This window comes from Algoriphagus aestuariicola (assembly GCF_017254835.1).
Classification (GTDB): Bacteria; Bacteroidota; Bacteroidia; order Cytophagales; family Cyclobacteriaceae; genus Algoriphagus; species Algoriphagus aestuariicola.
This window is the reverse complement of record NZ_JAFKCW010000003.1, coordinates 774,345-799,277: the sequence shown is the minus strand read 5'-3', so window position 1 is coordinate 799,277 and position 24,933 is coordinate 774,345. Positions and strand designations below refer to the sequence as shown.

Below are 24,933 nucleotides of genomic sequence, written 5' to 3'. Positions count from 1 at the left end.
CACTTACCACTGATGACCGGAGCGGGGAAACCCGCTCTATTTTTTTGCGATGGAACTGATACTGGAAGGAGAATTTTTGTTGGAGCGCTTTCCTGGCAAGGGAGGTTGGACTTTCATACGTATACCAGTAGGACAATTGCCGGGAGGCAAGGCTTTTGGAATGGTCAAACTCAACGGATCGGTGGACGACTTTGAATTTGTCGGAAAACACCTCATGCCCATGAAAAAGGGCATACTTTTTCTCCCCATATCCAAACCAATCCGAACACACATTGGAAAAGAAGAAGGAGATGTGGTGCGACTGAAGCTGTTTCGGGAAGATATCCCTTCATCCATTCCCCAAGAACTGATCGATTGCCTAAAGGACGATCCGGGAAAACTCCCACTTTTCCAAAAACTGAGCGAAGCCAAGCAGAAGGAGTGGGTAGAATTCATCTATAGCGCCGACAGCGACCAAGCCAAGGCAGACCGCATCATCAAACTTCTAGCCGTTTTGGGGCCTGAAGGCTAAAACTCCACAATGATTCCCACGGTAGGTAGGAGATTTCCTGCCGGGTTTTCCAATAGCTTGAGTTGGTACCGACTGGGATCGTTGGGGTCGATGAGGATATTTCCCGAGGTATCCCTGACCGGAACAAGAACTGGCGGCTGCTCCGCTTGGAAATTGTAGAGGTTTTGAACATCGACGTACCAATTGAGATTCCAGCGGCGGAAATAATACTTTTTGTCAATCCTAACATCAAGCTGGTGGAAAGGATCCAAGCGGACGGCGTTAATCTGCGAGTAGTCCAAGATTCCTGCATTTCTCAGGTCCCAGTTGGCTATCAGGCTGGACTCCTCCAGATCGTAGGGAGTGTAGGGCGTTCCGCCCAAAAATCTCCACCTTGCGCCCACTTCCCAATTTTTGCCGAAGCGCTTGCCTGCCGTGAGACTCACGATAAACTTGTTGTCCCAAGCCGAAGGTGCATAGCCATCCGTATTCGGGTTGGTAAACTCACTTCGTACCAGGGTCAGTGCAGCAATCCCATAAAAGTCATTGAACAAACGCTGCTGGGCTAAAAACTCCATGCCGTATGCTCGGCCTTCTGAATTGGAAACGACAGGCTCATTACCAATCACTCCAAAGTCAGCCCCCAGATTGGCCAGTGAGATCCCGTTTCGGACGGAAGAAGGATAGTTGCTGTATTTCTTATAGAAAGCCTCTAGGGTAAACCGCCGGTTTTTGTCCGGAACCATCCACTCTAAACCTGCGATGAGCTGGGAATTACGGATGAAGCGCACGTCGCCGTCCTGATTTTCCAGCTCTCCCTCGTTATTTCGATAGCCGAGTACGGTGTAGGGTGGCTTTTGGTAATAGATTCCGGCATTTGCTGTAGCGAAGAAATTGGGTCTAAGTTGGTAGGAAAATGTGATCCTAGGACTGATCTGATTCAAAGGATTGGAGGCTGTTTCGGCAAAGTCCGCTCCATCCATCCGAATACCGCCACTAATCAGAAACCGGTCCTTGAGAAAGTTTTTGCTGCCGGAGATAAAGGCACCATACTGGTTGAAATTTGTTTTGGACTCAACATCTATCACCTCACCGCTCGCCGCAAGCGTGGAGCGGTCATAGTTGCTAATGAAATACCTGGAGTATTGGTAATTGAAGCCGTATTTTACCGTAAAGCCTTGACCAAAGATGCTGTTTTCTGCTCTAAACTTATTTTCCGATTCTTGGGAAGAATAGTCGAACAGGAGGTTTCCGGGAGCGCTTTCGTCATTTCCGGCATACTTATAAGACTGATTGTTGAGCATATTTCGGCTGAGGACAAAAGTCCAGAAGCCATTTTCCCGAAATCGCTTCAACTTGACTCCAGTTGCGTAGTTCCATTGGCTTTGGATCGGAAGCACGTCCAACAGATAAAGCCGGTTTTCCAGTTCTTCCTCAGATTCCCCCTCGGGAATCTCCTCGTTGAGCACAAATTTGTCAATCGCACCAAGGCCTATGAAAGTCAGCTCGGTTTTATCGTTGAGCTTGGTCGTGGTTTTGAGCTGAAAGTCATTGAAAGTCGGCAAAAAAGGAAGCTGCAAAAGCTTGAAGAGTCCCTGAAGGTATGATCGCCGGGCCGAAAGCAGGTAGGTGGTCTTTTCCCCCAGTGGACCTTCGTTGGAAAGCGTCAGCTCCGAGGCTCCGAGTGTGAGCTGCGTGGCCATTTTGTCCCTTCTGCCTTCTTTCAGCTGGAATTCAAAAAATGAACTCATCGCGTCCATGCGATCCGAGGGGAATCCACCTGTGACTACCTCCACGTCTTTGATCAAGTTCACGTTCAGGATGCCCACCGGTCCACCCGATGAGCCTTGCGTGGCAAAATGGTTGATCACCGGCACCTCGATCTCATCCACAAAAAACTTGTTTTCATTGGGAGCACCGCCCCGGATGATGATGTCGTTTCGGAAACTCGCCGTGGATGCTACGCCAGGAAGCGATTGGATTACTTTGGAGATGTCGCGGTTGCCACCCGGATAGCGCTCGATTTCGTTGGTGTTGAGTTTTCGGGCAGAGATCGGTGTCTCCTCCGATCGCACAAACTCCGAACTCACCACTACTTCACTCAGCTCAGAAGCTTCCTCCTGCAAGGCAAAGTCCAGCTGTACCGAGCGGGCCAGCGAGATCTGCACCTCGAACTGGGTCAGCGGCTTGAACCCGACAAAACTCGCCCTGACGTTGTAAAGTCCAGGCGGGATACTGGAGATTTCGTAGTTGCCGTTTTCGTCGGATATTCCGCCTAGCTCAGTACCCAGGATGAGTACGTTGGCAAACGGCACGGGCTCGTTGTTTACAGGATTGAAAACTCTTCCTTTGAGAATACCCTGTGCAAAAAGGGTGATAGGGAGGAAGAAAAAGACCAAAAGCGTAATTCTAAAGTTCACGGAGTGTAGGTTTTCCAGTAAAGCAATATTAGTCGTTGATTGTTTAGGGTTGTGTTTTTTTTTGATTCATGTCAATACCAGCACGTATCCTCATTTTTCCTTTAGGCGCCACAGCCTCCACCATGGCGTGCCCGGGGAATCATGGTGCTCGTAGTGATAGCCAAAAAAATAGCAACTCAAAAACGCCCAAAGGTGATTCTTTTGTTGCGTGTGTGAATGGTGGGCGTTGTCGATTTCACCCTGGTGGGGAAGGTACGTACCAAAATAAAACAATTGAAAGGTAGAGAGGACGGCCGGTAACATCCAGAAAAGGATCAGGTTTTCCGTAGGAAAAATCTGCTTGAGTAGATTGAAAGCTACCGCCATCAGGAAGATCTGCAGCCAAGTGACATACTGTCGGATAAAGGCCAGATACCAGCGCCAAAACTTTCCCGAAGGATGATAGTCCGGATCGTCCGCTGTCGCCACATGCCGATGGTGTGCATGGTGCTTGGGAAAAAGCTTCCAGTAAAAATTAAAGGAAAAAAGGATCGCTGCCACCCAGCCGGTGAGGTGGTTGAGCTTTTTGTTGTAAGACACGCCACCGTGCATCGCATCGTGGGCTGTAATAAACAGTCCAGTGTAAAGATGCATTTGAATGAAAACGCCCAAATAAACAAGAGGATCTGTCCAAGAAAGTGGATAGCGGAGCAGAAATGCCAATGAAAGACCCCAAAACAAAATGATAGACCAGCCAATAAGCAGTCCTTTCGGGTCAAGCGTCTTGGAGTGTGAAATTTGGGAGGTATTCATCACAGGGTAAAGGTAATCAAAAGCTGAGGAGTCTGTCCCTCACCTGCTCCATGAGCCACATCGGAGTCGATGTCGCGCCGCAGATTCCCACAGTTTCGCTTTTTCCAAACCATTCTTGATCTACTTGATCAGGATTGGATACGAAAAAGGTATTGGGGTTGCTTTCCGTACAGGCTTTGAAGAGTACCTTTCCGTTGGATGACTTGGAGCCGGAGACAAAAACGATCTTGTCAAACTTACGGGCAAAGTCCCTGAGTTCTTTGTCCCTGTTGGAGACTTGGCGACAGATGGTATCGTTGGTGCTGACGGAGATACCGGCTTCGTTGAGCGTCTGGTTGATTTCGTAGAATTTGTCGGTGCTCTTGGTAGTCTGGCTGTAAAGTGTGAGGTTTTTGGGCAGACGAGCGATATCCAGCTCTGACAAATCCTGAAAAACCACCGCTTGGTTGTTGGTTTGGCCCAAAAGACCTACCACCTCGGCGTGCCCGTGTTTGCCATAAATGTAGATAGGCTCCCCTTTGTCAAAAGAGTTTTTTATACGATTCTGGAGCTTCAGAACGACTGGACAGCTGGCATCAATCAGGGTCAGATTGTTTTTCAGCGCGAGCTCATAGGTAGCCGGTGGTTCACCGTGGGCGCGTATCAGGACTTTTTCATTGCGCAAGCCAAAGAGATCGCCATGGTCTATGATTTTCAGGCCCTTCCGAGTCAGTCGGGCTACTTCCTCGTCATTGTGCACGATATCACCCAAGCAATAGAGGTAACCGCGCTCATCCAGAATCTCCTCGGCCATTTCGACCGCGTAGACGACACCAAAGCAAAACCCTGAATGCGAGTCTATTTGTACTTGGAGATCTTTCATACCCTATAAACCTTTGAGGTTCGCAATTGTTTTCTACTCCGGATCTTTTCGTAAATACTGATATTGAGCAAAAGCAAGGACATGGAATAGACCGTGTCCTCGATGGGAACCGTCCAAATCCGGATATCCAAATTCTCTGCATTGTTGTAGATCACCACCGGCTCAGGTGTCAGCCCCCCAGTAAGGATTCCGTTGCAAATGATGAACGGAATCAAGTGAACCAGGTAAGCGAACAAAAACCTACCTAGATAGCGATCTCCAAAAACGAGGAAGTGTAGCAGAAGGACAGCCGCTCCAAACAGGAAATTGACCGAAGTGTAGAGCTTGTCTAGGTGAAGCAGTCCAAATCCGAGCAGAGAAGGAATCATTACGTAGACGAAAGGCTTGGCAAAGGGCAACAAAAAATCCTTGGGAAAGTAGTAGTTCAAAACCTCGTAGATGAAAACACACGCGAATGGGACCGCGAAAAAGAACAGAATCTCCTCCAAGGGAAGTCCATAGAGAAAGACACCCAAGACATAGAGTGGATTGAATTCCCAGACGCCGGCTTGGGTAAACCAATAATCCCAGACAAGGAATACAGCAGCCGAGATCAACAAGGCGGGCATCAGCGCATACCACTGCGAGGAATAGCGGATCCTATGCTCAAACGACTGGGCTAGCGGATAGGAAACGGCAAACAACAACACTCCTGAATAGAGGTATTTTTCCATTAGAGCATGCCGAGTTTCGTCTCAAAATAAGTCCCCAGCAGCAGGGACAGTTTTTGGGAATTAGGGATTCTGACGCGCTTTTCCGTGATGGTAGATGCCGGCATGGATTTGATTTTTTCAAATAGCTTTTGGTAGTAGAGATACGCGATCCTTACGCCCAACTTAGCGCCCGAGGGCAGCTGCTCTATTCCGGCAAGAGAGGCAGCGAAATCCTTGCGGATGTCCTCCTCGATCTCGGCTTTCATCGCATTGTCAAAAAACCGATAGTCCACACCGGGGAAATATACCCTTCCGCGTTCTTCAAAGTCACTCTTGATGTCACGGAGAAAATTGACTTTCTGAAACGCAGAACCTAGCTTGCGGGCCGGTTCCCTCAGGTGTTCATACATTTCTGAGTTGCCTTCGCAGAAGACCTTGAGGCACATCAGCCCGACTACCTCCGCAGATCCATAGATATATTCGGAATACCGCGAATCGTCATACGTATGGAAGTCGAGGTCCATTTCCATACTGTGGAGAAATGCTTCAATCATCTCTGTGTCGATTTGATAGCGATTTACCACTAACTGAAAGGCGTGGAGTACCGGGTTGAGTGATACCCCACTCTCTATGGCTAGATACGTGTCAGTTTTAAATCGGGCCAAGAGTTCCTTTTTATTCTTTTCATGAAAGGTGTCGACAATTTCGTCCGCATACCTGACGAAACCATAAATGGCATATACGGGCATATGGAATTTTCTGTCCATCGTCTTGATACCCAAGGTAAAGCTCGTGCTATACCGATGGGTGATCAGGCGACTGCATTCCAGCGAGGTTTGGTCAAAAAGTGCGATTGAGTCCATTGCTATAATATACCTGTTTATCTATAAATCGTGTTCTTTCATCACTACTCCGCCCACGACCTCCCCGGAAATCAAGGAAGGCGGGACACCGGGCCCGGGAACGGTCAACTGTCCAGTGTAATACAGATTTCTGACCTTTTTGTTTTTAAGCGAAGGTTTTAAAAGCGCCGTTTGCGCCAGCGTATTGGCCAAGCCATAGGCATTGCCTTTGAAGGCGTGATAGTCGCTCTTGAAATCGCTGTGTGCGTAGGACCTCTTGTAGACCACATGGGATCGAATATCCTGTCCGGTGACTTTCTCCAGACGATCCATGATTATTTCATAATATTTTTCCCGCATCTCCACGGAGTCCTGGAGATCGGGTGCCAAGGGTATCAACAAAAACAAATTCTCCATTCCTTCTGGTGCGACTGTAGGGTCTGTGATGGATGGAACCGATGCATAAAAAAGCGGCTTTTCTGGCCATCGGGGATTTTTGTAGATCGCATCCGCATGCGGACCCAGCTGCTCATCGAAAAACAAATTGTGATGCCGTAGATTTTTAAGTCGCTTGCCCACTCCCAGATAGAAAAGCAAGCTGGACGGCGCCAAGACCCGCTGATCCCAGTATTTCCCCGAGTAGTTGCTGTATCCTCGGGGCAGGAGAACTCGATCCACATGATGGTAGTCTGCCCCTGCCACCACCACGTCCGCATCGATCAACTCTCCGGACTTCAGTCGGATAGATTTTGCCTGCCCGTCTGTCACTTCGATTTTTTCGGCCTCTGCTCCATAGCGAATATCCACTCCTTTTTCCTCCGCCAGGGTTACCATCCCGCGGATGATCTCGTGCATGCCCTTTTTCGGATACCACGTACCTAGGGCAATATCCGCATAGTTCATCAGGCTATAGAGTGCAGGGATGTTTTCGGCAGTTTCTCCAAGGAACAACACCGGAAACTCCATGATTCGAATGATCTTTTCATGGGAAAAAAATCGGCGTATGTGCTTTGCCATGGATTGGAAAATATCCAAGCGCATGACGTCCATCAAGAGAGACGGTGAAGCAAACTCAAAGACCGACCGACTGGGCCGGTGGACCAAATCATGGATACCTACTTGGTATTTATATTTTGCCTGTGCAAGAAACCTGTCCAACTGCTCTGCCGCCCCAGGCTCGATTTCCTCAAGCATGGCTTTGAATTGGCCCAAGTCAGCCGGAATATCGAGAATCTCCCCCTCTCCAAAAATGACCGAATACGAGGGATCCAAACGGATCAACTCATAATAGTCCGAGGGTTTCTTACCAAAACGGGCAAAGTACCGTTCAAAAACATCCGGCATCCAATACCAACTCGGCCCCATGTCAAACGTGAATCCCTCAGCCTGAAATTTTCTCGCCCTTCCGCCGGGGGAGTCATTTTTTTCCAAAAGGGTGACCTTGCAGCCCGGCCTATCGGCCAAATGTGTGGCTGCCGAGAGCCCGGCAAATCCAGACCCGATCACCACGATGTGTTTTTGGGGCATGGGATCAATTTTTATGCATATAAACCTCCAAGGCGTCCTTGAGCAGCTTACGGGCAATATGTATTCTATTTTTCACAGTTCCAATGGGAATGCGAAGCTCATCGGCGATCTCATGGTATTTGAATCCGCGGAAAAACATCTGAAACGGCGTCTTGTAGACATCATCCAGCTTATCGATCGCGACTTGGATATCTGTCAGGGCAAAGGCTCCAAATGCCCCATTTTCAATCGCCTGTCCTCCGGAATTGATGTAGTGAAGATTATCGGTGGTATCGACAAATGTTCCCCTTCTCACTGCTCGCTGATAGTTGGTGATGAAAGTATTCCTCATGATGGTATAGAGCCATGCTTTCAAGTTGGTGCCTTCCGCAAACTTCTCCTTGTTGGAAAAAGCTTTGAGGATCGTATCCTGAAGCAGGTCATTGGCATCGTCGGCATCACGAGTCAACCTCATTGCAAAAGGTTTCAGTGAGCCGGAGGCTTTGTTTAGTGAGTAGCTAAATTCTAGAGTTGTCATTTGGAAACCATTTTGTTTAACGAAATCTAAGTATACTTAAACAAAAATGCAAGGTTTTGTTTAAAATTTCTTGCGTTTCTTTAAACAAAACTACAGCTAAGGTTGGTTTCTTGTGGGCTTCTGACTCGCTTCCACCGTTTCTCTTAGAACTTGGTCAAAAAAATTGGAGCTCCAATTGGGTCCGAATTGTGCTTTCACGCCAGAATACTACGGTACCTTATGGGCAAACAGGCATGCTGCCTTTAATCTTAGTGGGAGCTGAAAAAGGTGAACACCAGCTTTGAAAGCTGCCATTGCCATCCCTAAAATGTCTGGGAAGTGAAACGCCAAGTTTGGACTGCCTGCTCGGATTGAGAGGAAAAGCACCAACTCATCGGCAGCGGGGCCTATTGGACAACTAGGTTATTTTTCCTGTGCCACGGAACTGATTTCTCCCAAGATCTCCTTGAAGTCTGCAAAGTGCCGCATCAGACGGACATTTGAGGGAAAAACCAGATCCTTGGCTATCACTTGATAGCCTGATACGAGCAGCTGTGTATCAGGAAACTGTGCAGAAAGCGAACTGACATATTCTTGAGTCGTCTCGGAAGACAGCGCAGACGTCAATACCGTAAGCATATAGTCCGGCTGATGAACTCGATAAACCATCCTCAAGTCCTCCTGAGGCGTACTTTGTCCAAGATATACTACTCTGTGCCCACTTGCCTTTATCAAAAAGCAAGAAAAAAGAAGGGAGATCTCGTGAAGCTCGCCCTCGGGCAGGAAAAGCAGAAATTTTTTCCCGGTATTTAGCTGGTTGAGCGCGTCGATGGCGACGATGAGCTTTTGGCGGACAAGGTTGGAAATAAAGTGCTCTTGGGCTGGGGTGATCGAGCCGGTCTGCCAAAGGACTCCTATTTTGGACATAAAAGGATAGATGACGTCAAGCATCGTCTGTTCGAATCCCAGCTTGACAATACAGGCGTTGAAAACCCGCTCAAAACCCTCTTCATCCATGTCGATAATACAAAAAGTCAAGGCATGCAACTGGTCGTCTTGCGCCAGTGACTCCTCGGTCATCCTCAGCACCTCTGCTTTGATTTCGCGTCTGGGCATTGCGACGATTCTGCTGATTTTGTAGCCATTTTCATTGAGAAAGGCCACGTTCAATATCAGCTTTAGGTCCTCATCATCGTAGTATCGGATATTGGTCTCCGTCCGCTTCGGATTGAGCAGGTTGTACCGTTGCTCCCAAATGCGAAGGGTATGCGCTTTGATACCCGACAGCTGTTCCAGATCCTTGATCGAATAAGTGCTCACTCCTCGTCTTCTTTAAAATATTTCCTGGGTACCAGAAAGAGTCCAAAAGAAACCGCCTCCTCCTTCTTGTTGGTTTTGTGATGGGCTTGATGGGCTTTGAATATTCCTCTAAGAATGGGATTGCGCGGCTTACCAAACCACTTCAAACGTCTATGTACCCAAACGTCATGAAGGATAAAATACAGCACCCCATAGATGCTGATTCCCACTCCCATCCAAAACCTATAATCCAACGCATCAAGTCCTTTGAAGATCAAAATCACCGCAATAGATCCAAAAAGCACGGAAAACAAGTCATTCAATTCAAAGAATGACTTGGATGGCCGATGGTGGGTCTGGTGGATCATCCACAGCGGACCATGCATCAGGTACTTGTGGATAAACCAACCTGCAAGCTCCATCAAGATAAAACCGATCGCTATAAATGCTATTGCGTTGACCATTATCGAAACAACAACAATGCTGTCGTTTTGTTACAAACTATTTTTTCCCCCTAAATTTTTCCAGCTGAATCTCCGTGGACCAGAGATTTGATCCGATTCATATGTCCAACGTAAAATTCAATATAGTAAAGAACAGAATCATGGCCATCAGAAGAAATGCCGCGATGGGATTAGTCTTTTCAAAATTCGCCTTTCGGTAGATCAAATGGATCAGAAAGGACACGCCAAACCATCCCGCATAGTTGGCTGGAGGGATGATGTCAAATTTCCACACCCAAAAATCCAATACCGTGGCGACTGGCTCCATGATGTAATCCAAGGCCGTCATCGCCGAAGCTCCCAAAAACGCCGCATAGTAATCATTTGGAATCTTGTGGAAAACCGTTCCAGTGAGGTAGCTGAGGAGAAACCAATTGACACCAATGACGATGGGGACTTCCCAAAGTTTGGGACCCAGAGCCTTGCCGTACACATAGTCCCCGTAAAGATATCCAGTGTGTATACCGATCAGTTCGGACCCAAATCCTATCCAAAACGCAGCCGCCGCGTAGATGGGAAAAGCATCATTCCATCCCTTGTGGTAGAATAGGACAAGAAATAGCGTAAGCAAAAGCTGCGCTGGCGTCAGCTTCAAAAATAACTCCTGATATTCAGGCAGGCTCAGGCCAATAACTCCCACCAGATAAATCGCAACTATTAATATTCTACCAATCAACAATCTAGAAAATCGGGGTTCTCCCCTCGAAGGGACATATTTGTGCATATCAGGAATTGAGGCCAAAGTTTCGTTTCGGGATGCTTAACTTTGGGAGCCGTTTTATTGTTGGCAGCAAAAGTAACCAAAACCCATTTCTTCACTCATGATTCTGTACAATATCACCATAAACGTCACCCCAGATATAGAAGAGGACTTTGTTTCTTGGATGAGAGACATCCACATTCCTGAGGTCCTTGAAACGGGGATTTTTCATGAGCATAAGTTTTTCCGACTCTTGCACGATTCCGAAGATGGCTCCACCAACTATTGCATCCAATACTTTACAGAGAGCATAGAAAAGATGATGGAGTACGAAAAAAAGCATGCTTCGCTGCTTGGCGCAAAGACCACCGAACGCTATCAGGATCGAGCGGTTGCTTTCAGATCCCTTCTGGAGTCCATCTGAGCCCTTGGGAGATGGTCTGATCCATCTCCTTTTTCTTTTTTCCCCACCCAATATTCCAAAATTGCCAGGGACTGATATTGGTATTGCTGCAAAATCCAAAAGCTTTTCCGAAATCAGCCAGCCTAAAACCATTTGGTATGGTAGTAGTCTTATGGCAATCTTCCGCAATAAATAATCCCCTTCCATTCGAGAAAACCAATTTGCCTTGCCCACTGTCCTGATCCTCAAGTTGGAACTTCCCGATTTTTTCATATTTTCAGAAATGCTTTTTTAGTAAAAGCTGCTCTTCGATGTTGAGGATTCCTTTGTGCATCACCGGTAGTGTTGGCTATTGCCAAAAATACCAGGCATCCAAAAACCCGAACAGCAACCAGTACGACTAGCATTCGTTCCGGCGCTCTATCGCATGAATCGCCAACTATCCGGAGCATTTACTCACGCCCTGTTACTCTTTAACAAGACACACCATGAGGTTCTTATTCCTTATTGCATTACTTCTTTGGGCGTTTACCCCAGCACTCCATGCGCAGTCCATCGACCAAATGAGGGCAAAAACCCTCATTTTCCTGGAGTCTCTGGAAGAAGCCCAAAAAAACCAAATTCTATTTGCCATGGAGGATAGCACCCGCACCCAGTGGACTAATCTGCCTTTGGGTTTAGCCGCAAGGTCCGGAGTTAGGTACGGGGATCTTTCGGAGGGCAGCAAGATTGCGTTTCATCAAGTCCTCAGCGCCATGCTGAGCTCTCAGGGTTATTTGAAAACCTTCTCCATCATGCAGGTGGATGACATTCTTCACGAGCTCTTTGAGATTCAGTTCAACCGGGGCCAGATCAATGAAAACGCCATCAAGATGATCCGTGGGCTCAATTGGGACTATGGAAACTACTACGTGGCGATCGCGGGAAGTCCCGAGGACGATGGCGAATGGGGGCTAAAATTTGAAGGGCATCACATCTCTATAAATTTGACTGGAGCAGGAGGCCAATTCACTATGACACCTTTCTTCCTAGGCTCAGATCCCGCTGTCGTGGAGGATACACAATATGCCGGACTTCGACCTTTGAGCAAAGAAGAGGACTATGGATTTTGGCTGATCAATGCACTGGACGAAGGGCAAAAGGCGAAAGCGACCTTGGAGGGAAAAGTGCCCACGGACATCATCACCAGCCCCGATCGTCCACAATGGATCGAAGAATTTCAGGGTATCAAGGGCGCGGAACTAAACGAGGGCCAGCAGAAAATACTTCACTATCTGATCGAAGAATACATTGGAAATCTGCATCCTGCCAAGGCGGAGGAATATCTAGCCAAGCTTCATGCCAGAGGGATGAATGAAGTCTATTTTGCTTGGATTGGGAGCTATGAACCCATGAAACCCCACTATTACGTCATTCACTCTCCAGATTTCCTGATCGAATACGACAACGTTGGCTTTCTGGACAATGCCAACCACATCCACTCGATCTGGCGGGAAAAAGGAAACAATTTCGGCGAGGACATTCTGAAAAAGCATCGCTTGGAGCACAACCATAACTAAACCATAAAAAAGATTACACCTAAAGCACTTTATGAGGTTTACACTTTACACGCTCATAGCATTTTTACTAGGGCTCGGATTTTCAAAAAACACATTTTCCCAGACCTATGGCAAAAACGGAATGGTGGTCTCGGATCATTATTTGGCCTCTGAGATCGGGGTTGAGATTTTGAAAAAGGGTGGAAATGCCATCGACGCCACTGTCGCCACAGCTTTTGCCTTGGCGGTCACTCATCCCGAAGCCGGCAACATTGGAGGCGGCGGCTTCATCGTCTTGATGAAATCTGATGGTGATGTCACCACTTTTGATTTCAGGGAAAAAGCTCCTTTAGCAGCAAGCCCGACCATGTTTTTGGATGATAACGGAAAGATCAAAGACAACTCCAACCACAAAGGCTTACTTTCGGTAGGAGTCCCAGGCACCGTCGCCGGCCTCTATCAAGCACACCAACAATATGGGAAACTTCCCTGGAAGGACTTAGTCAACCCAGCCATCAAACTAGCCAAAAAAGGTTTCCCCATGTCTTGGGGACTGTATCGAGCCGCAACCCGAATGTCCAACGGTGACGAGTCTTGGGACATCATGAAGGACTATTTCAGAGGGACCGATGGAGAAATCGTCGCACCGGGAGAACTCTGGAAACAAGCGGCCCTCGCCAAGACTTTGGAGGAAATCCGAGATCATGGTCGTGACGGATTCTACAAAGGAAAAGTCGCCGAGGAAATCGAATTGTACATGAAGGCCAATGGGGGAATCATCACCCAAGAGGATTTGGCGAAGTACGAAGCGGTGGAGCGCAAACCTCTGAAGACGCAGTTTAAAGATTTTGAGATTTTCTCCATGCCTCCACCCAGTTCTGGCGGGGTAGCGCTGATCGAGATGATGAACCTGATGGAGGCGGCGGATATTTCAAACGTTGAGTTTAACTCCACGGCCTATGTCCATTTGGTTGCCGAAGCCATGCGTAGGGCTTTTGCCGACCGGGCGGAATTTTTGGGAGATCCGGACTTCAATACGGAAATGCCTGTGGAAAACTTGATTTCCAAGGAATTTGCGCAAGCGAGATTCAAAAACCTGGATCTGACCAAAGCCTCGAAAAGTGACTCGTCCCGCTATGGGCAGCTGTATGGGGGAGATCATACCACGCATTTCTCTGTGGTGGACAAGGATGGAAACGCCATCTCCATGACTTACACCCTTGAAAATTCCTATGGCGTAAAAATGGGATCTTCCAAACTGGGCTTCATTTTCAACAATGAGATGGGAGACTTCAATCCAATTCCCGGATTCACCACTTCCACGGGACTAATCGGCTCCAATCCCAATCTCGTAGCACCTGAAAAACGCATGCTTTCCAGTATGACTCCCACTATTGTTGCCAAAGATGGCAAGCCCTACCTAGTCATCGGAAGTCCCGGAGGAAGAACCATCATCAATACGGTTTTTCAGACGGTCTTGAACGTGTTGGTCTATGACATGCGGATCGACCGGGCTATTGAAGCGATGAAAATCCACCACCAATGGCTCCCTAATCAAATCACTTACGAAAGGAATCTTTTGTCCCCGGATACCAAAAAAGCGCTGGAACAAATGGGCCATACTTTGAGGCCTACCACCAATCTGGGTGTCCTGATGGGAATCACCTATGACGCAAGCCTGGGAGTATATGTGGGTGCTTCGGATTCTTCGAGTGAGGACGGAGCGGCGAAAGCATATTGATCCAGTAAACAGTGTGCAGTCTCAGTGTTCAGTAGAAAACGGGGTGATAGCAAATTGAAGTTCTGCTTGACATAAGGCAAAGGGTTTTATCATAAAATCAAAAGTCATAATTGAATACCTGTGGGAGATGACAGTCAGTTAAAAAGAGAAATCGGCGTTTGGGGCCTCTCTGCCAACATAGTAAATATCATCGTCGGTGCGGGGATCTTTGTCCTGCCTGCGATTGTCGCGGAAATCATGGGTTCGTCGGGCATTATCGTCTACCTGTTTTGCGGATTTTTGATTGCCTTAGTCATGCTTTGCTTCGCGGAAGCAGGAAGCAAAGTCACCCGATCTGGTGGTGGATATGCCTATGTAGCCACCGCCTTTGGACCATATACCGGGTTTTTGTCGGCTGTATTTATGGTTACCGGAAGTGTTTTTTCCGATGCTGCGGTCGCCAATGCCTTGGTAGAATTGATTGCTCTGGCATTTCCCGTATTCTCCGGCTCCGTTAACCGAGTCCTCTTGCTGTTTGTGATTTTTTCTGGCTTGGCCTTCATGAATGTCATCGGAGTCAAGCAGGGGATCGGTCTGGTCAAAATCAACACGGTTGCCAAACTCACGCCTCTGATATTGCTGATTCTTTTCGGCTGGAAAGACGTCTCTTTCAGCAATCTCTATTGGGAATCCGCTCCTACGTTTGAAAAATTCGGTGAGGCTTGTTTGATTTTGTTTTTCGCCTTTCAGGGCGGGGACGCTGGACTGACTGTCGGTGGCGAAATCAAAAACCCCCAAAAAACTGTTCCTACGGCGATTTTCTTGGGGATTTTCTTCGTCCTGATCCTTTACATCCTGATCCAAACAGTCTCTCAAGGGATTCTGGGAGATCAGTTGGTCCTCTCGAAAGAAGCTCCTCTGGCCGCGGTTGCGCAAGTGGTGTTTGGTCCAGTAGGTTATACGATGCTTATCATCGGAGCAGGCGTTTCCATGTTTGGTATGCTTAGTGGAGAAATCCTCAATCTTCCCCGGGTCATTTTCGGTTTGGCCAGTGACCGGGTCATCCCCATTGACAAATTGGCTGCTATCCACTCCAAGTTCAAGACACCCTATTTGGCCATTCTTCTTTACGCAGGACTGGGTTTCACCTTAGCTGCGATTGGCGGATTCAGAGAGCTAGCGGTAATTGCCTCCGCGAGTATGTTGCTGGTTTATTTTGGGGTTTGTCTCTCGGTCATCCCGTTACGAAAGAAACAAGTAGCTCAATCCGGGTATTTCAAAATTCCTTTCGGATATACCGTTCCAATCCTGTCAGCGGGGATAATCCTTTTCTTTCTATCCTATCTTACTGGATATGAGAAAACAGGCCTCTCCGTCTTCTTTGTCGCCTTGACTGTAATTTACTTCATGATCAAAACAATACAGCAAAAGACTACAAATAGATGAAGTACTCCTAGACTACCGCAACCTCCGATTTAATGAAAAAGAGATACTCACTTTTCATTTTATAAAACGATAGCCTTCAACTGCACCCTTGCTCTCACTCTTGCTTTGGCAGCAACACATTCAAACCTGAATTATAAGATACATTTATCGAAAATTCGCTGGGGAAAAAGAATATAAACTCCTTGACACCAAGAATTTTCAATACAGATTTTTTTCTAAAAAATGGTTTACTGGATCAAATAGTCAAATTTTTTAAAGGTTTAATCTTGTTCTATAACTCCACTGATCCAGAATAACCTTTTAAGTCATTGGTTTAGAATATTTTGATCAAACTTTTAATGTCCTGAAAAGCCATTTTACAGGATTAACTTTGTATTTTGATAGCAAATAAATGCTTCTTCTTACTTTTTGATGCTTCTTGAGTTAAACAACACCTATTTCGATTTAACAATTGGACTCTTTAGACTAAAGACTAATTATGCTAAGATTATCTACTCTTCGCGAGGGACTGGCGATTCTATTTCTCCTCGTTGCTACTTATGCAAATTCCCAAACCGTCAAGCTGGAGCAGGGACAAAATGGTGGGGTGGGCCAAGTACCGAAAAGCCCCGTTGTCTGGTCAACAGGAAACTCCAACTCCGGCAATAGCCATTTTTTTGAAGGACAATCTATTCCCTATCGTGTGACAATTTCAAAGTTGCGCCCAGGAGACCATACCTTGGAAATAGAATGGGATACGAAAAAGGACGGAAAAAATGCAATTGACTATATCACAAGCTTCGATAGAATATGTGAGTCCGTAATTCCCAGTACCGGTAATCCAAATTTTTTGGCAATTCCCACTCCAAATGGTACCCCTCAACCTTCCACAAGTTTTGGCCAACTGTCTGAAGCTGAAAGAAAAATCGCCATCTACGGAGGCAAAATCACACAAATCAAATACGTCCTACAACAAAACACTTCGGCAAACAACGCCGTCACCAGATTGAAGATATCCTTCTCAGTTTTTGGTGCAAAAAGCTCCTACAACACCGTCGTAATTTCCTGGGGAGGACACATCGCCAAAGCACAGGATTGGGGAGATGGAAATTCAGCCTCTAGCATCAACGGCTCTCCTTACCATACCCGAGTTGTTTCACTAAATGGAAAATCTGTAGGAAGCCAAAGCCGTTCTGTGCAGGCAGCTTCTGAGGTGATAGATTCTGATGCAGCCTGTGCCATTGAGGGGGATGTTGAAGTTTGTGCCGGCTCTTCTGCCTCATATTCAGCGCCCGAGGGAGCCAAGTCTTACTTTTGGACTGTCACCGAAGCAGGCGAAATTATTTCCGGCCAAGGAACCAATTCAATCACGGTAGAATGGTCGGGCTCTGGTAGCGTTTCGCTGGAAATAGAAAACAAAGGCGCCTGCAGCCCAACGGAATGCAGCCTTGAGGTCACCCATACTACTGCGCCCAGTCTTTCAGTCGTCGACGCTGTGTTGTGCAGTACCGAAAACGGAGGAAACAACGCCATTGCCAATCTCTATGACTTTGCCTCCATTGATCAGGGAGAGCTGATTTTTACCCGAAACGGTCAAACAATAGCAACTCCAGAATCGATTTTGGTAACAAATGGTGATGTAATCATGGTTTCAACGACCGCAGGCTGCGGAAGTGCTGAAACCCTGAACGTGACAGTCAACGACAGGCAAATCTTTGGTATTTGTACACAGGGAAAAGTCTATTCACTTATCGGGTCTGAACTCACTGCATTGCATGAAATATTCAGTCGAGGCCAGGTGGTAGAATCCAACGAAGTATTCTACATCGATGGAAACGAAGTCCTGATTGAAGTGATCTACATGAAGGACAAATTTGCCGAGGCGAAGGCGATTTTGGAAAACTTGGGTTTTGTAACTCCAGATGAAGAAGAGCTCAAACAAGATCCCTATTCTTTGATCATCGCAGGCTTCTTCCCGATCGAAAAACTTCCAGAACTGAACCTATATCCCGAAGTGATCAATCATGTTCAGCCAGCTATTCCACCCGTTGCCAACAAGGGTGCAACTACAACTCAGGGGGACAGAGTGATGCGTTCAAATCTCGTCAGAGCTGGGTATACCCATTTTGAGGGAGATCAGCCCATTGACGGCACGGGTATCAAAATCGGCGTACTCTCTGACAGCTACGCCACCCGAACTGATCCCGGAGTAAATACCTTAGCCGCGGACATTTCAAATGGAGACTTGCCTGAAACCACTTTCTTTTTTAGAGATCTCCCCAGCAGATTTGGAACCGGAACTGACGAGGGCCGCGCAATGGCGCAGATCGCTTTCGACATCGCTCCAGGAGCCGACCTTGGTTTCCGCACAGGAGTCATTACCGCCGGAGATTTTGCCCAAGGAATACGCGACATGGCCGCTGCGGGGAGTGACATCCTGGTGGACGACATCACCTACATGACAGAACCAACATTTAGAGATGGGAAAGTAGCAAGGGCCATCAATGAGGTTACCGCCAATGGTGTATCCTATTTTACTTCCGCAGGAAACTTCGGAAGCAAATCGTTTGAAGGCACATTTACTCCGACAACAGATCCGAATATTGCATTGCCCTTGAATAAAGGAACTTGGAATGGGTTGGGAAGAGTACATCAATTTGCCAATGGGAATACTACACAATCCATCAAGGTATTCCCCGGGGAAAACGGTCCCGCAGTTTATATGATCGCCCTCCAATGGGATGACCCCATTTACTCAATTGATGAACAAGGCAGTGCATACGATTTGGATATTTACCTGAAAGACTTCGGTGTTCCACTTTATGGCTTCAACCGTGACAATGCCAATGGCGACCCCTTGGAAATTCTCTCTTTCACCATTTCTCAAGAAACTACCGTCGAACTTGTTATAGCAAGGGAGTGTGAAACTTGCACCGACCTAGACACCAATACGGGTATCGACTTTAAATATGTTGTTTTCAGAGGTGAGCTAGATCCGAACGATCAAAACGGCATCAACGCTTCCACCATCGTAGGACATGCTAATTCTGAAGGTGCCATGACGGTGGGAGCTGTTCTTTATGCGAATACTTCCGTCTTCGGCTTTGACCCAGCTTTGGTTCCAAGTGGAACAGAGCCTTTTACCGTAGCATCGTTTTCTTCTAGAGGCGGAACCACAACCAATAGGGAGCTGAGAGCGAAGCCAGATTTCACAGCCCCCAACGGAGTAAATACCACAGTGAGTTTCGGCGCTCCCAATCTAGAAGGCGACGATTTCCCGAACTTCTATGGCACATCAGCTGCCGCTCCCCATGCTGCCGCGGTAGCCGCTTTGATCAAACAGGCTCGCATCAAATATTATCCCGCATCTAACCCGACGGAATGGGAGGGTGGAATCGGTGTTAGCTTGCCGAACGATATTCGAAGGGTTCTCAAAGCATCCGCCCAGGATATGCACGAGCCAGGCGAGGATATAAAATCTGGGGCAGGCCTCATTCGAGCAGATAGGGCATTGATTTCTCTAGCAGCGCCTAATCCAGACAATATCGAATTGGTGTATGATGAAGGAGTAAATCCTGGTGAGATAGAGTTTAAGTTGATCATCCGTGGAACAAATCTCTACGAAGGCTCAAATGTCTATTTGCGGGAAGAACAATTGAATGCCGTCTACGGGCTCGATGAGTTCGGTTTTGGCTACCTAGAAGTCACCGTACCTCCATTCGAAGGAAATCCCGGCGTCACTGTGACCAACAATTCCATTTCTGACAGTGGGCAGGATGGTGGATCTGCGGGCCCGGAATACTTCTTCGATGTGGTCAAGAAAACCATAGCAATCAGAGCTGATGACGTAACCAAAAAGTACGCCCAAATCCTTGAGCCATTTACCGCTAGTGTGCTCGAACGAATCGGCAACGAATGGGTACCAAGCGAACTTACGCTAGAGGAAGTGGGGCTCACATTGAACCCAGAAAACCCGGATCCTTCATTGAGACTACTCAGCTTTAATAGTACAATAGGCGGAGACTTGGCCGACGTCGGCACTTACATTATCACCGCCTCACACCCGCAAACTACATTTACCTTCTCGGACTTTTTCAACTATGTCGGTGTGGCCCAGGAGGATGGAAGCTTGCTATATGATGGTACAAACAATGATTTTGGAAACTACGGTCCGGGAATCATCAAAGTGGAAGGTTTGCCGATCACTATCAAACCCAAAGACCTGACCGGCCAACTTGCCTTGGAATATGGAGAATCGATCGGCAATGCCTTGGATTTCGAAGTGATCATACCGGCCGATCTGATCGAAATGGATGGGAAAGTGAAGATCAACGACGTCGAAGGATTGAAAAATGGCATAATTGCCCAATACCTGCAGGATCTTCAGCTGGCCAAAAGACCAGACGATACCAGTCTTCCACTGGGAATCTTCAACGGAAGGACATTCATCAACAAAGCCAACTTTGTCAACAAAAGCTTCATGGTCAGCGCTCGCACCATGATCAATGCAAGGACAATGATCAACAGTAGGACCATTATCAATGGTAGACCTATCATCAACTCTGCATTTGATGTGCCCGTAGCTTCATTCCTCGATTACCTTGATGACCCCGATAGTCAGGAGCTCAAGGATGTGAGTATCAACGGTCGAACAATGATCAATGCGCGCACGATGATCAACGCACGCACCCTCATCAATGGAAGGGTCATCATCAATGGACGTACCCTGATCAACGCCAGAACCTTGATCAATGGCCGGGTCATCATCAATTCGAGAACTATCATTAACAGCACCGGAGGAAGTGAAGAAGAAGCCGAAAACAATAGTCTGGTAATTTTCGGAGAAAAAGATCTGGAACTGGCAATAGAAGGTGAAAACGCCGATATAGGCAAATATTACGATTTTGGTGAGGAGGTCGGAGAAAGTGACGATGATTTCAACCTGGAATTCTTTTCGATTAATATGGTGACCGGCACGGACGTGGGACAACACATCATTATACCCGGTACCTTCGAAACCAGAAACTTCATTTCATCCTACTTGCCGGCTGACTTGGAAATATACCCTGCTCCACTCTCTGCGGAAACATCCGCAGATCCAAATTTGGTCGTGTTTGGTGGAAGTGAACCGACGTTCACCACCGAATTTGATGGCTTTAAGATAAGGACGAACTTTCTCGATTCAGAAGGGAACGAAGTGACCTTGGAAGACAACGCCGAATCTGTAGTAGAATCCATCTCTTATTCGCTCTTTGGCAGTCAAGCCTCATCTCCAGCCAATAGCTTGATCCCAGCAGGTATTTTCGAGATTGATCCGGCCATCAAGCTCTTTGACCCGTCGAATTATGTCATTGGTACCATCACAAAAGGGCTCCTAACTGTCGAAAAGGCCACTCCGACAGTTTTGGTTATGGGCGGAATATTTGAGTATAACGGGGAACCAATCGAAGTAACCGCATCTGCTTACGGAATCGGAGGAATAGAAGACCTGCTGGATCAAAGTCTGATTACGATCGAATATGAAGGAGTGGGAGAGACGAACTACGGTCCTACTGCTATAGCTCCATCGCACCCCGGCACTTACCGGGTAAAGGCCACCTTCTTTGGAAATGAAAACTATCTGCTCGCGAGTTCAGCGTATGAAACCCTATTGATCGTAGGGTGTGCCAACGAGTCTCCTGAAATCCGAGAATTTGAAACCGCCATGGGTGCAGGAAATACCAGCAATCCCGCGACCATTAAGAAACCAGCCAACACCAAAGTCGGAGATTTGCTGATTGTGGGTCTGATGTTTGAAAAAGGAGAGGCTCCGTCGGTTACGCCCCTTGACAAAGAATGGATTTTGATAAAGCGGGTCAATCAGAAAAACCAAATTGCAATGGTTACTTATTACAAAGTGGTAAAAAGCGCAAGCGAGCCTGATCTCTACAAATTTGCCATCAAACAAGCTCCAAAATGGACGATGGGAATCACCAGAATTACGGGTGCTGACATTTACCATCCCGATGGGCCTATCGTCTCGTCCCGTGCCTCGTCCGGTAATCAATCTTTGATTGCGACCGCTCCTTCTCTGACTACTCTAGATTGCAATACCCTAGTCATGCTCTTTTACTCCAACAAGAGCAAGGCTACTTGGACTCCACCTACCGGTGCGATAGAAGTTTATGATGATCCAAACCAGCAGCAAGGATTGACTTCAAATATGATGTCCTATATTATCCAAGGCGATCCCGGAAATACCGGTGACAAGAGTGCCAAGGCTAGTATAAGTGAGCAGTGGGTTGCGCAAGCGATTGCGATTCGGCCAATAGGAAATGGCTTCGAATCTGCCAGGACAGCGCCTCTCTCAAATGAAGCATACCCAGAGCTCTCTGTTTCGGAAAACAACTCGACATTGGGAGAGAAAGGATCAACTATTGAACTAGTCGCCTATCCTAACCCAGTCAGAGATATCCTAAGCCTCAACTTGAAAGGGTTGGTAAATGAGGAACCAAGTGAATTCTCACTGGTGGTTCTGGATGCGATGGGAAGAGTCCATCAATTGCGAAGAACTTGGCATAGTGACGAAAGCCGACTGGAGCTGGACTTCTCACAAATGCATCATGGATTCTACATGATCAATATCAATACCTTACGAGGCGTAAAAACCATTCATATCATCAAAGATCCATAAACAGGTATTATTTCTTTTAGCCAAAAAATCACCAAATTGAATAAGACTAATCTGTCCGATAGAATATGGGAATTAGAACTGTTTTATGACCATTTATAGATTCTTGTTATTTCTTCTTTTGTTGTCTTTTTCTCTCTGGAATAAAAGCTTGGCTCAAACCTCTCGAGTCGATAGTCTATCGAGCTCGATTGGGAACATGAAGGATGATAGTGCAAAGGCCATTGCCTATGTGGAGTTGGGGATTGAGTTGCTTGGCACCGATCCTAGTTCCGCAATCGAAAATTTCGATAGCGCCATCCAGTTGGGACTCAATCTAGATTACAAAAAAGGATTGGCGGATGCATACAACGCAAAAGGAAGGGCCTATTCCCAGCAAGGAAAACTTCAGGAAGCTATCTTGACCTTCCAAGATGCTTTAAAGGTTTTCCGTGAAATCGACGACAAAACTGGCGAAGCAAATGTTCTCAGTAATCTGGGTTCTATCTACTACATGTTGGGAAATAGCAGCAAGGCCTTGGAACTGCATTTTGAGTCACTGAAGTTTTCGGAGCAGCTGGACAATAAACTACGAATCGGCACCTCTTACAACAACATCGGTACGGTATATAGCAAAAACCGCAATACTATCACCGAAGCATTGACTTATTTCAAAAAATCCTTGGAGGTTTTCCGAGAAATAGACTTGGAATCGGGAGAAGCTATCGCCGCCATGAATATTGGGGAGGTCTATTTTCTCGATTCCAAGTATGATTCCGCCATCTACTTTCACCAAATGGCCTTAGAGCTATGCGACGGAACTCTCGACGCCACCTTTCCCCTGACCCAGCTCGGGGAAATCAACTCAGAGTTGGGAAACTTTCAGCAAGCATACGGCTATCACAACAGAGCCCTGAAAATCGCAGAAATTTTGGACGCCAAATTTGAAATGACGCAAAGTCTGATTGGCTTGGCGAAAACCCAAATCAAGCAGAAAAATTTCAAAGGCGCCATTGATAGCTTCGAGCAAGCAAAACTCTTGGCAATTGCCCTTGATGCCAAAAATGAATTGGTAGACATCTATCAAAATCTTGCAGAAACAGAAGCCCAAATCGGAAACTTCAAGGCTGCCTACGAAAATGAGATCAACGCAAAAACTGTAAAAGAGGAAATCGCAAAATCCAGTACGGAACAGCGAATTCAACAGATCCAATTTGAATATGAGTTGGACAAAAAGGAAGCGGAAATCGAGCTACTTCAAAAAGACACGGAGCTGAAAAACGCGGCCGTTTTCAATCAACGAATCATCATATTTGCCTCCTTGGGCGGTTTGGTGATGTTTGTCATCATCAGCATTTCGCTCTTCCGAAACAACCTCAGCAAGCAAAAGGCAAACCGCCTGCTACAGATTCAAAAAGAGGAAATCCGAACCCAAAGAGAAAATGTAACCACTGCCTACGATCAGCTGAAATCCACCCAGGCTCAACTTATCCAAGCCGAGAAAATGGCATCTCTGGGAGAGCTCACCGCAGGCATAGCCCACGAGATCCAAAACCCGCTCAACTTTGTGAAGAACTTCTCTGAAGTCAGTGAGGAACTGGTCGACGAGATGAAGGAAGAGTTGGAAAAAGGGGACTATGAGGAAGCAAAGGCCCTGGGAGAAGAACTGAAGCAAAACCTGTCGAGGATCAGGCTGCACGGCAAGCGCGCAGACGGCATAGTTAAGGGAATGCTCGAACATAGCCGGACAAATCAGAGTGAAAAATCGCTGACCGACATCAATGGCTTGGTTGAGGAGTATGTGCGACTATCCTATCATGGACTCCGTGCAAAGGACAAATCCTTTAATTCCGAGATAAAACTAAACCTCGACCCAATGCTACCCAAAGTCGAGATCGTGGCTGGCGATCTTGGCAGGGTAATCCTGAATCTGGTAAACAATGCCTTCTATGCGGTCAACGAAAAAGCCAAATCGGGGATTGATGGATTCAAGCCTGAAGTCGGGATAAGCAGCAAGAAAATTCCTTCTGGTGTCGAAATTTCTATCAAAGACAACGGCATCGGTATCCCAGATTCGATAAAGGACAAAATCTTCCAGCCCTTCTTTACCACCAAGCCAACGGGATCCGGAACGGGCTTAGGCTTGTCCCTTAGCTACGATATTGTCAAGGCGCATGGGGGAGAGCTGGAAGTGGATTCGGAAAAAGGAGAAGGCTCCACCTTTTATCTCAGGATTCCCTTTGTATGAATTTGCCTAGACGAGTTTGACGAAGATTTCCGAAAGGGCATGTGGGATTGATCCTATTTTTTTGCAGCGCTGGCATCCTGCTAGCTTCAAACGGGGCATAGCCGCCCAAGGTCCAGTGACACTCAGCATCTATTTCATAATTCTCTCTGTCGGCCTTGTTCGAAGGATTTAACGCCATGAACTTTTGGATGAAATCGCATACACCTGGGGCTTTCAGTTTATCCTGAACCCAAGTTAGGTGCTTCAACAGTTCGAGATCATGGCCCCTTTGTTTTCCGATTTCTTCAAACTCGGATAGTGATTCGATAGACCTCTCCCGGAAAATTT

General features: G+C 47.0%; 17 protein-coding genes. 7 read left to right on the top strand and 10 right to left on the bottom strand.

The genetic code is table 11. The features are described from left to right. Positions 1–49: 49 nt before the first annotated feature. Positions 50–511, top strand: a complete 462-nt coding sequence (locus J0A67_RS16145) for a DUF1905 domain-containing protein (RefSeq protein ID WP_206570395.1) — start codon at positions 50–52, stop codon at positions 509–511. Here the strand turns inward: J0A67_RS16145 and J0A67_RS16140 are convergent. From J0A67_RS16140 to J0A67_RS16095, 10 genes are all read right to left on the bottom strand, one after another. Then, positions 508–2,910: a TonB-dependent receptor gene (locus tag J0A67_RS16140; protein ID WP_206570394.1), complete on the bottom strand. Its 2,403-nt coding sequence runs from the start codon at positions 2,908–2,910 to the stop codon at positions 508–510. The genes J0A67_RS16145 and J0A67_RS16140 overlap by 4 nt on opposite strands. A gap of 90 nt (positions 2,911–3,000) precedes the next feature. Then, entirely contained in the window at positions 3,001–3,702 is a 702-nt protein-coding gene (locus J0A67_RS16135) for a fatty acid desaturase (RefSeq protein WP_206570393.1), read from the bottom strand. A 16-nt stretch (positions 3,703–3,718) separates the two neighbouring features. Next, positions 3,719–4,564, bottom strand: coding sequence for a 4-hydroxy-3-methylbut-2-enyl diphosphate reductase (locus J0A67_RS16130; protein ID WP_206570392.1), 846 nt, complete (start codon positions 4,562–4,564; stop codon positions 3,719–3,721). Then, complete coding sequence (locus J0A67_RS16125) at positions 4,561–5,277, bottom strand: lycopene cyclase domain-containing protein (RefSeq protein ID WP_206570391.1); 717 nt, start codon at positions 5,275–5,277, stop codon at positions 4,561–4,563. Before J0A67_RS16125 ends, J0A67_RS16130 begins: the two co-directional genes overlap by 4 nt. Further along, complete coding sequence (locus J0A67_RS16120) at positions 5,277–6,119, bottom strand: phytoene/squalene synthase family protein (RefSeq protein ID WP_206570390.1); 843 nt, start codon at positions 6,117–6,119, stop codon at positions 5,277–5,279. The genes J0A67_RS16125 and J0A67_RS16120 overlap by 1 nt, the downstream gene beginning before the upstream one ends. A gap of 21 nt (positions 6,120–6,140) precedes the next feature. Next, on the bottom strand, positions 6,141–7,625 hold the full coding sequence (gene crtID / locus J0A67_RS16115; RefSeq protein WP_206570389.1) for a bifunctional phytoene desaturase/3,4-desaturase: 1,485 nt from the start codon (positions 7,623–7,625) through the stop codon (positions 6,141–6,143). 4 nt (positions 7,626–7,629) lie between these two features. Further along, complete coding sequence (locus J0A67_RS16110; protein ID WP_206570388.1) at positions 7,630–8,142, bottom strand: RNA polymerase sigma factor; 513 nt, start codon at positions 8,140–8,142, stop codon at positions 7,630–7,632. Between the two features lie 402 nt (positions 8,143–8,544). Continuing rightward, the gene (locus J0A67_RS16105; RefSeq protein ID WP_206570387.1) at positions 8,545–9,441 is read right to left on the bottom strand and encodes a MerR family transcriptional regulator; all 897 of its coding nucleotides are present in this window, start codon (positions 9,439–9,441) and stop codon (positions 8,545–8,547) included. After that, positions 9,438–9,884, bottom strand: a complete 447-nt coding sequence (locus J0A67_RS16100; protein WP_206570386.1) for a sterol desaturase family protein — start codon at positions 9,882–9,884, stop codon at positions 9,438–9,440. Before J0A67_RS16100 ends, J0A67_RS16105 begins: the two co-directional genes overlap by 4 nt. 97 nt (positions 9,885–9,981) lie before the next feature. Then, positions 9,982–10,647, bottom strand: coding sequence for a carotenoid biosynthesis protein (locus J0A67_RS16095; RefSeq protein ID WP_206570385.1), 666 nt, complete (start codon positions 10,645–10,647; stop codon positions 9,982–9,984). A gap of 97 nt (positions 10,648–10,744) precedes the next feature. On the opposite strand from J0A67_RS16095, the gene J0A67_RS16090 reads away from it, so the two are divergent. From J0A67_RS16090 to J0A67_RS16065, 6 genes are all read left to right on the top strand, one after another. Further along, entirely contained in the window at positions 10,745–11,047 is a 303-nt protein-coding gene (locus J0A67_RS16090; protein WP_206570384.1) for a DUF4286 family protein, read from the top strand. A 467-nt stretch (positions 11,048–11,514) separates the two neighbouring features. Further along, positions 11,515–12,585: a DUF3500 domain-containing protein gene (locus tag J0A67_RS16085; protein WP_206570383.1), complete on the top strand. Its 1,071-nt coding sequence runs from the start codon at positions 11,515–11,517 to the stop codon at positions 12,583–12,585. Positions 12,586–12,616: 31 nt separating this feature from the next. After that, entirely contained in the window at positions 12,617–14,305 is a 1,689-nt protein-coding gene (ggt, locus tag J0A67_RS16080; RefSeq protein ID WP_206570382.1) for a gamma-glutamyltransferase, read from the top strand. A gap of 120 nt (positions 14,306–14,425) precedes the next feature. Continuing rightward, positions 14,426–15,730 (top strand): APC family permease, encoded by a 1,305-nt coding sequence (locus J0A67_RS16075; RefSeq protein ID WP_206570381.1) that lies wholly within the window; start codon positions 14,426–14,428, stop codon positions 15,728–15,730. 478 nt (positions 15,731–16,208) lie between these two features. Next, the gene (locus J0A67_RS16070) at positions 16,209–22,382 is read left to right on the top strand and encodes a S8 family serine peptidase (protein ID WP_206570380.1); all 6,174 of its coding nucleotides are present in this window, start codon (positions 16,209–16,211) and stop codon (positions 22,380–22,382) included. A 196-nt stretch (positions 22,383–22,578) separates the two neighbouring features. Then, entirely contained in the window at positions 22,579–24,606 is a 2,028-nt protein-coding gene (locus J0A67_RS16065) for a tetratricopeptide repeat-containing sensor histidine kinase (protein ID WP_241265211.1), read from the top strand. The last annotated feature ends 327 nt before the right edge of the window (positions 24,607–24,933 follow it).

Excerpts from the sequence above, each read along its gene's own strand:
- J0A67_RS16100 (WP_206570386.1), bottom strand. The coding sequence starts at position 9,884 with ATGGTCAACGCAATAGCATTTATAGCGATCGGTTTTATCTTGATGGAG.
- ggt (WP_206570382.1), top strand. The coding sequence starts at position 12,617 with ATGAGGTTTACACTTTACACGCTCATAGCATTTTTACTAGGGCTCGGA.
- J0A67_RS16090 (WP_206570384.1), top strand. The coding sequence starts at position 10,745 with ATGATTCTGTACAATATCACCATAAACGTCACCCCAGATATAGAAGAG.
- J0A67_RS16070 (WP_206570380.1), top strand. The coding sequence starts at position 16,209 with ATGCTAAGATTATCTACTCTTCGCGAGGGACTGGCGATTCTATTTCTC.
- J0A67_RS16145 (WP_206570395.1), top strand. The coding sequence starts at position 50 with ATGGAACTGATACTGGAAGGAGAATTTTTGTTGGAGCGCTTTCCTGGC.
- J0A67_RS16110 (WP_206570388.1), bottom strand. The coding sequence starts at position 8,142 with ATGACAACTCTAGAATTTAGCTACTCACTAAACAAAGCCTCCGGCTCA.
- J0A67_RS16065 (WP_241265211.1), top strand. The coding sequence starts at position 22,579 with ATGAAGGATGATAGTGCAAAGGCCATTGCCTATGTGGAGTTGGGGATT.
- J0A67_RS16120 (WP_206570390.1), bottom strand. The coding sequence starts at position 6,119 with ATGGACTCAATCGCACTTTTTGACCAAACCTCGCTGGAATGCAGTCGC.
- crtID (WP_206570389.1), bottom strand. The coding sequence starts at position 7,625 with ATGCCCCAAAAACACATCGTGGTGATCGGGTCTGGATTTGCCGGGCTC.
- J0A67_RS16095 (WP_206570385.1), bottom strand. The coding sequence starts at position 10,647 with ATGCACAAATATGTCCCTTCGAGGGGAGAACCCCGATTTTCTAGATTG.
- J0A67_RS16135 (WP_206570393.1), bottom strand. The coding sequence starts at position 3,702 with ATGAATACCTCCCAAATTTCACACTCCAAGACGCTTGACCCGAAAGGA.
- J0A67_RS16085 (WP_206570383.1), top strand. The coding sequence starts at position 11,515 with ATGAGGTTCTTATTCCTTATTGCATTACTTCTTTGGGCGTTTACCCCA.
- J0A67_RS16125 (WP_206570391.1), bottom strand. The coding sequence starts at position 5,277 with ATGGAAAAATACCTCTATTCAGGAGTGTTGTTGTTTGCCGTTTCCTAT.
- J0A67_RS16130 (WP_206570392.1), bottom strand. The coding sequence starts at position 4,564 with ATGAAAGATCTCCAAGTACAAATAGACTCGCATTCAGGGTTTTGCTTT.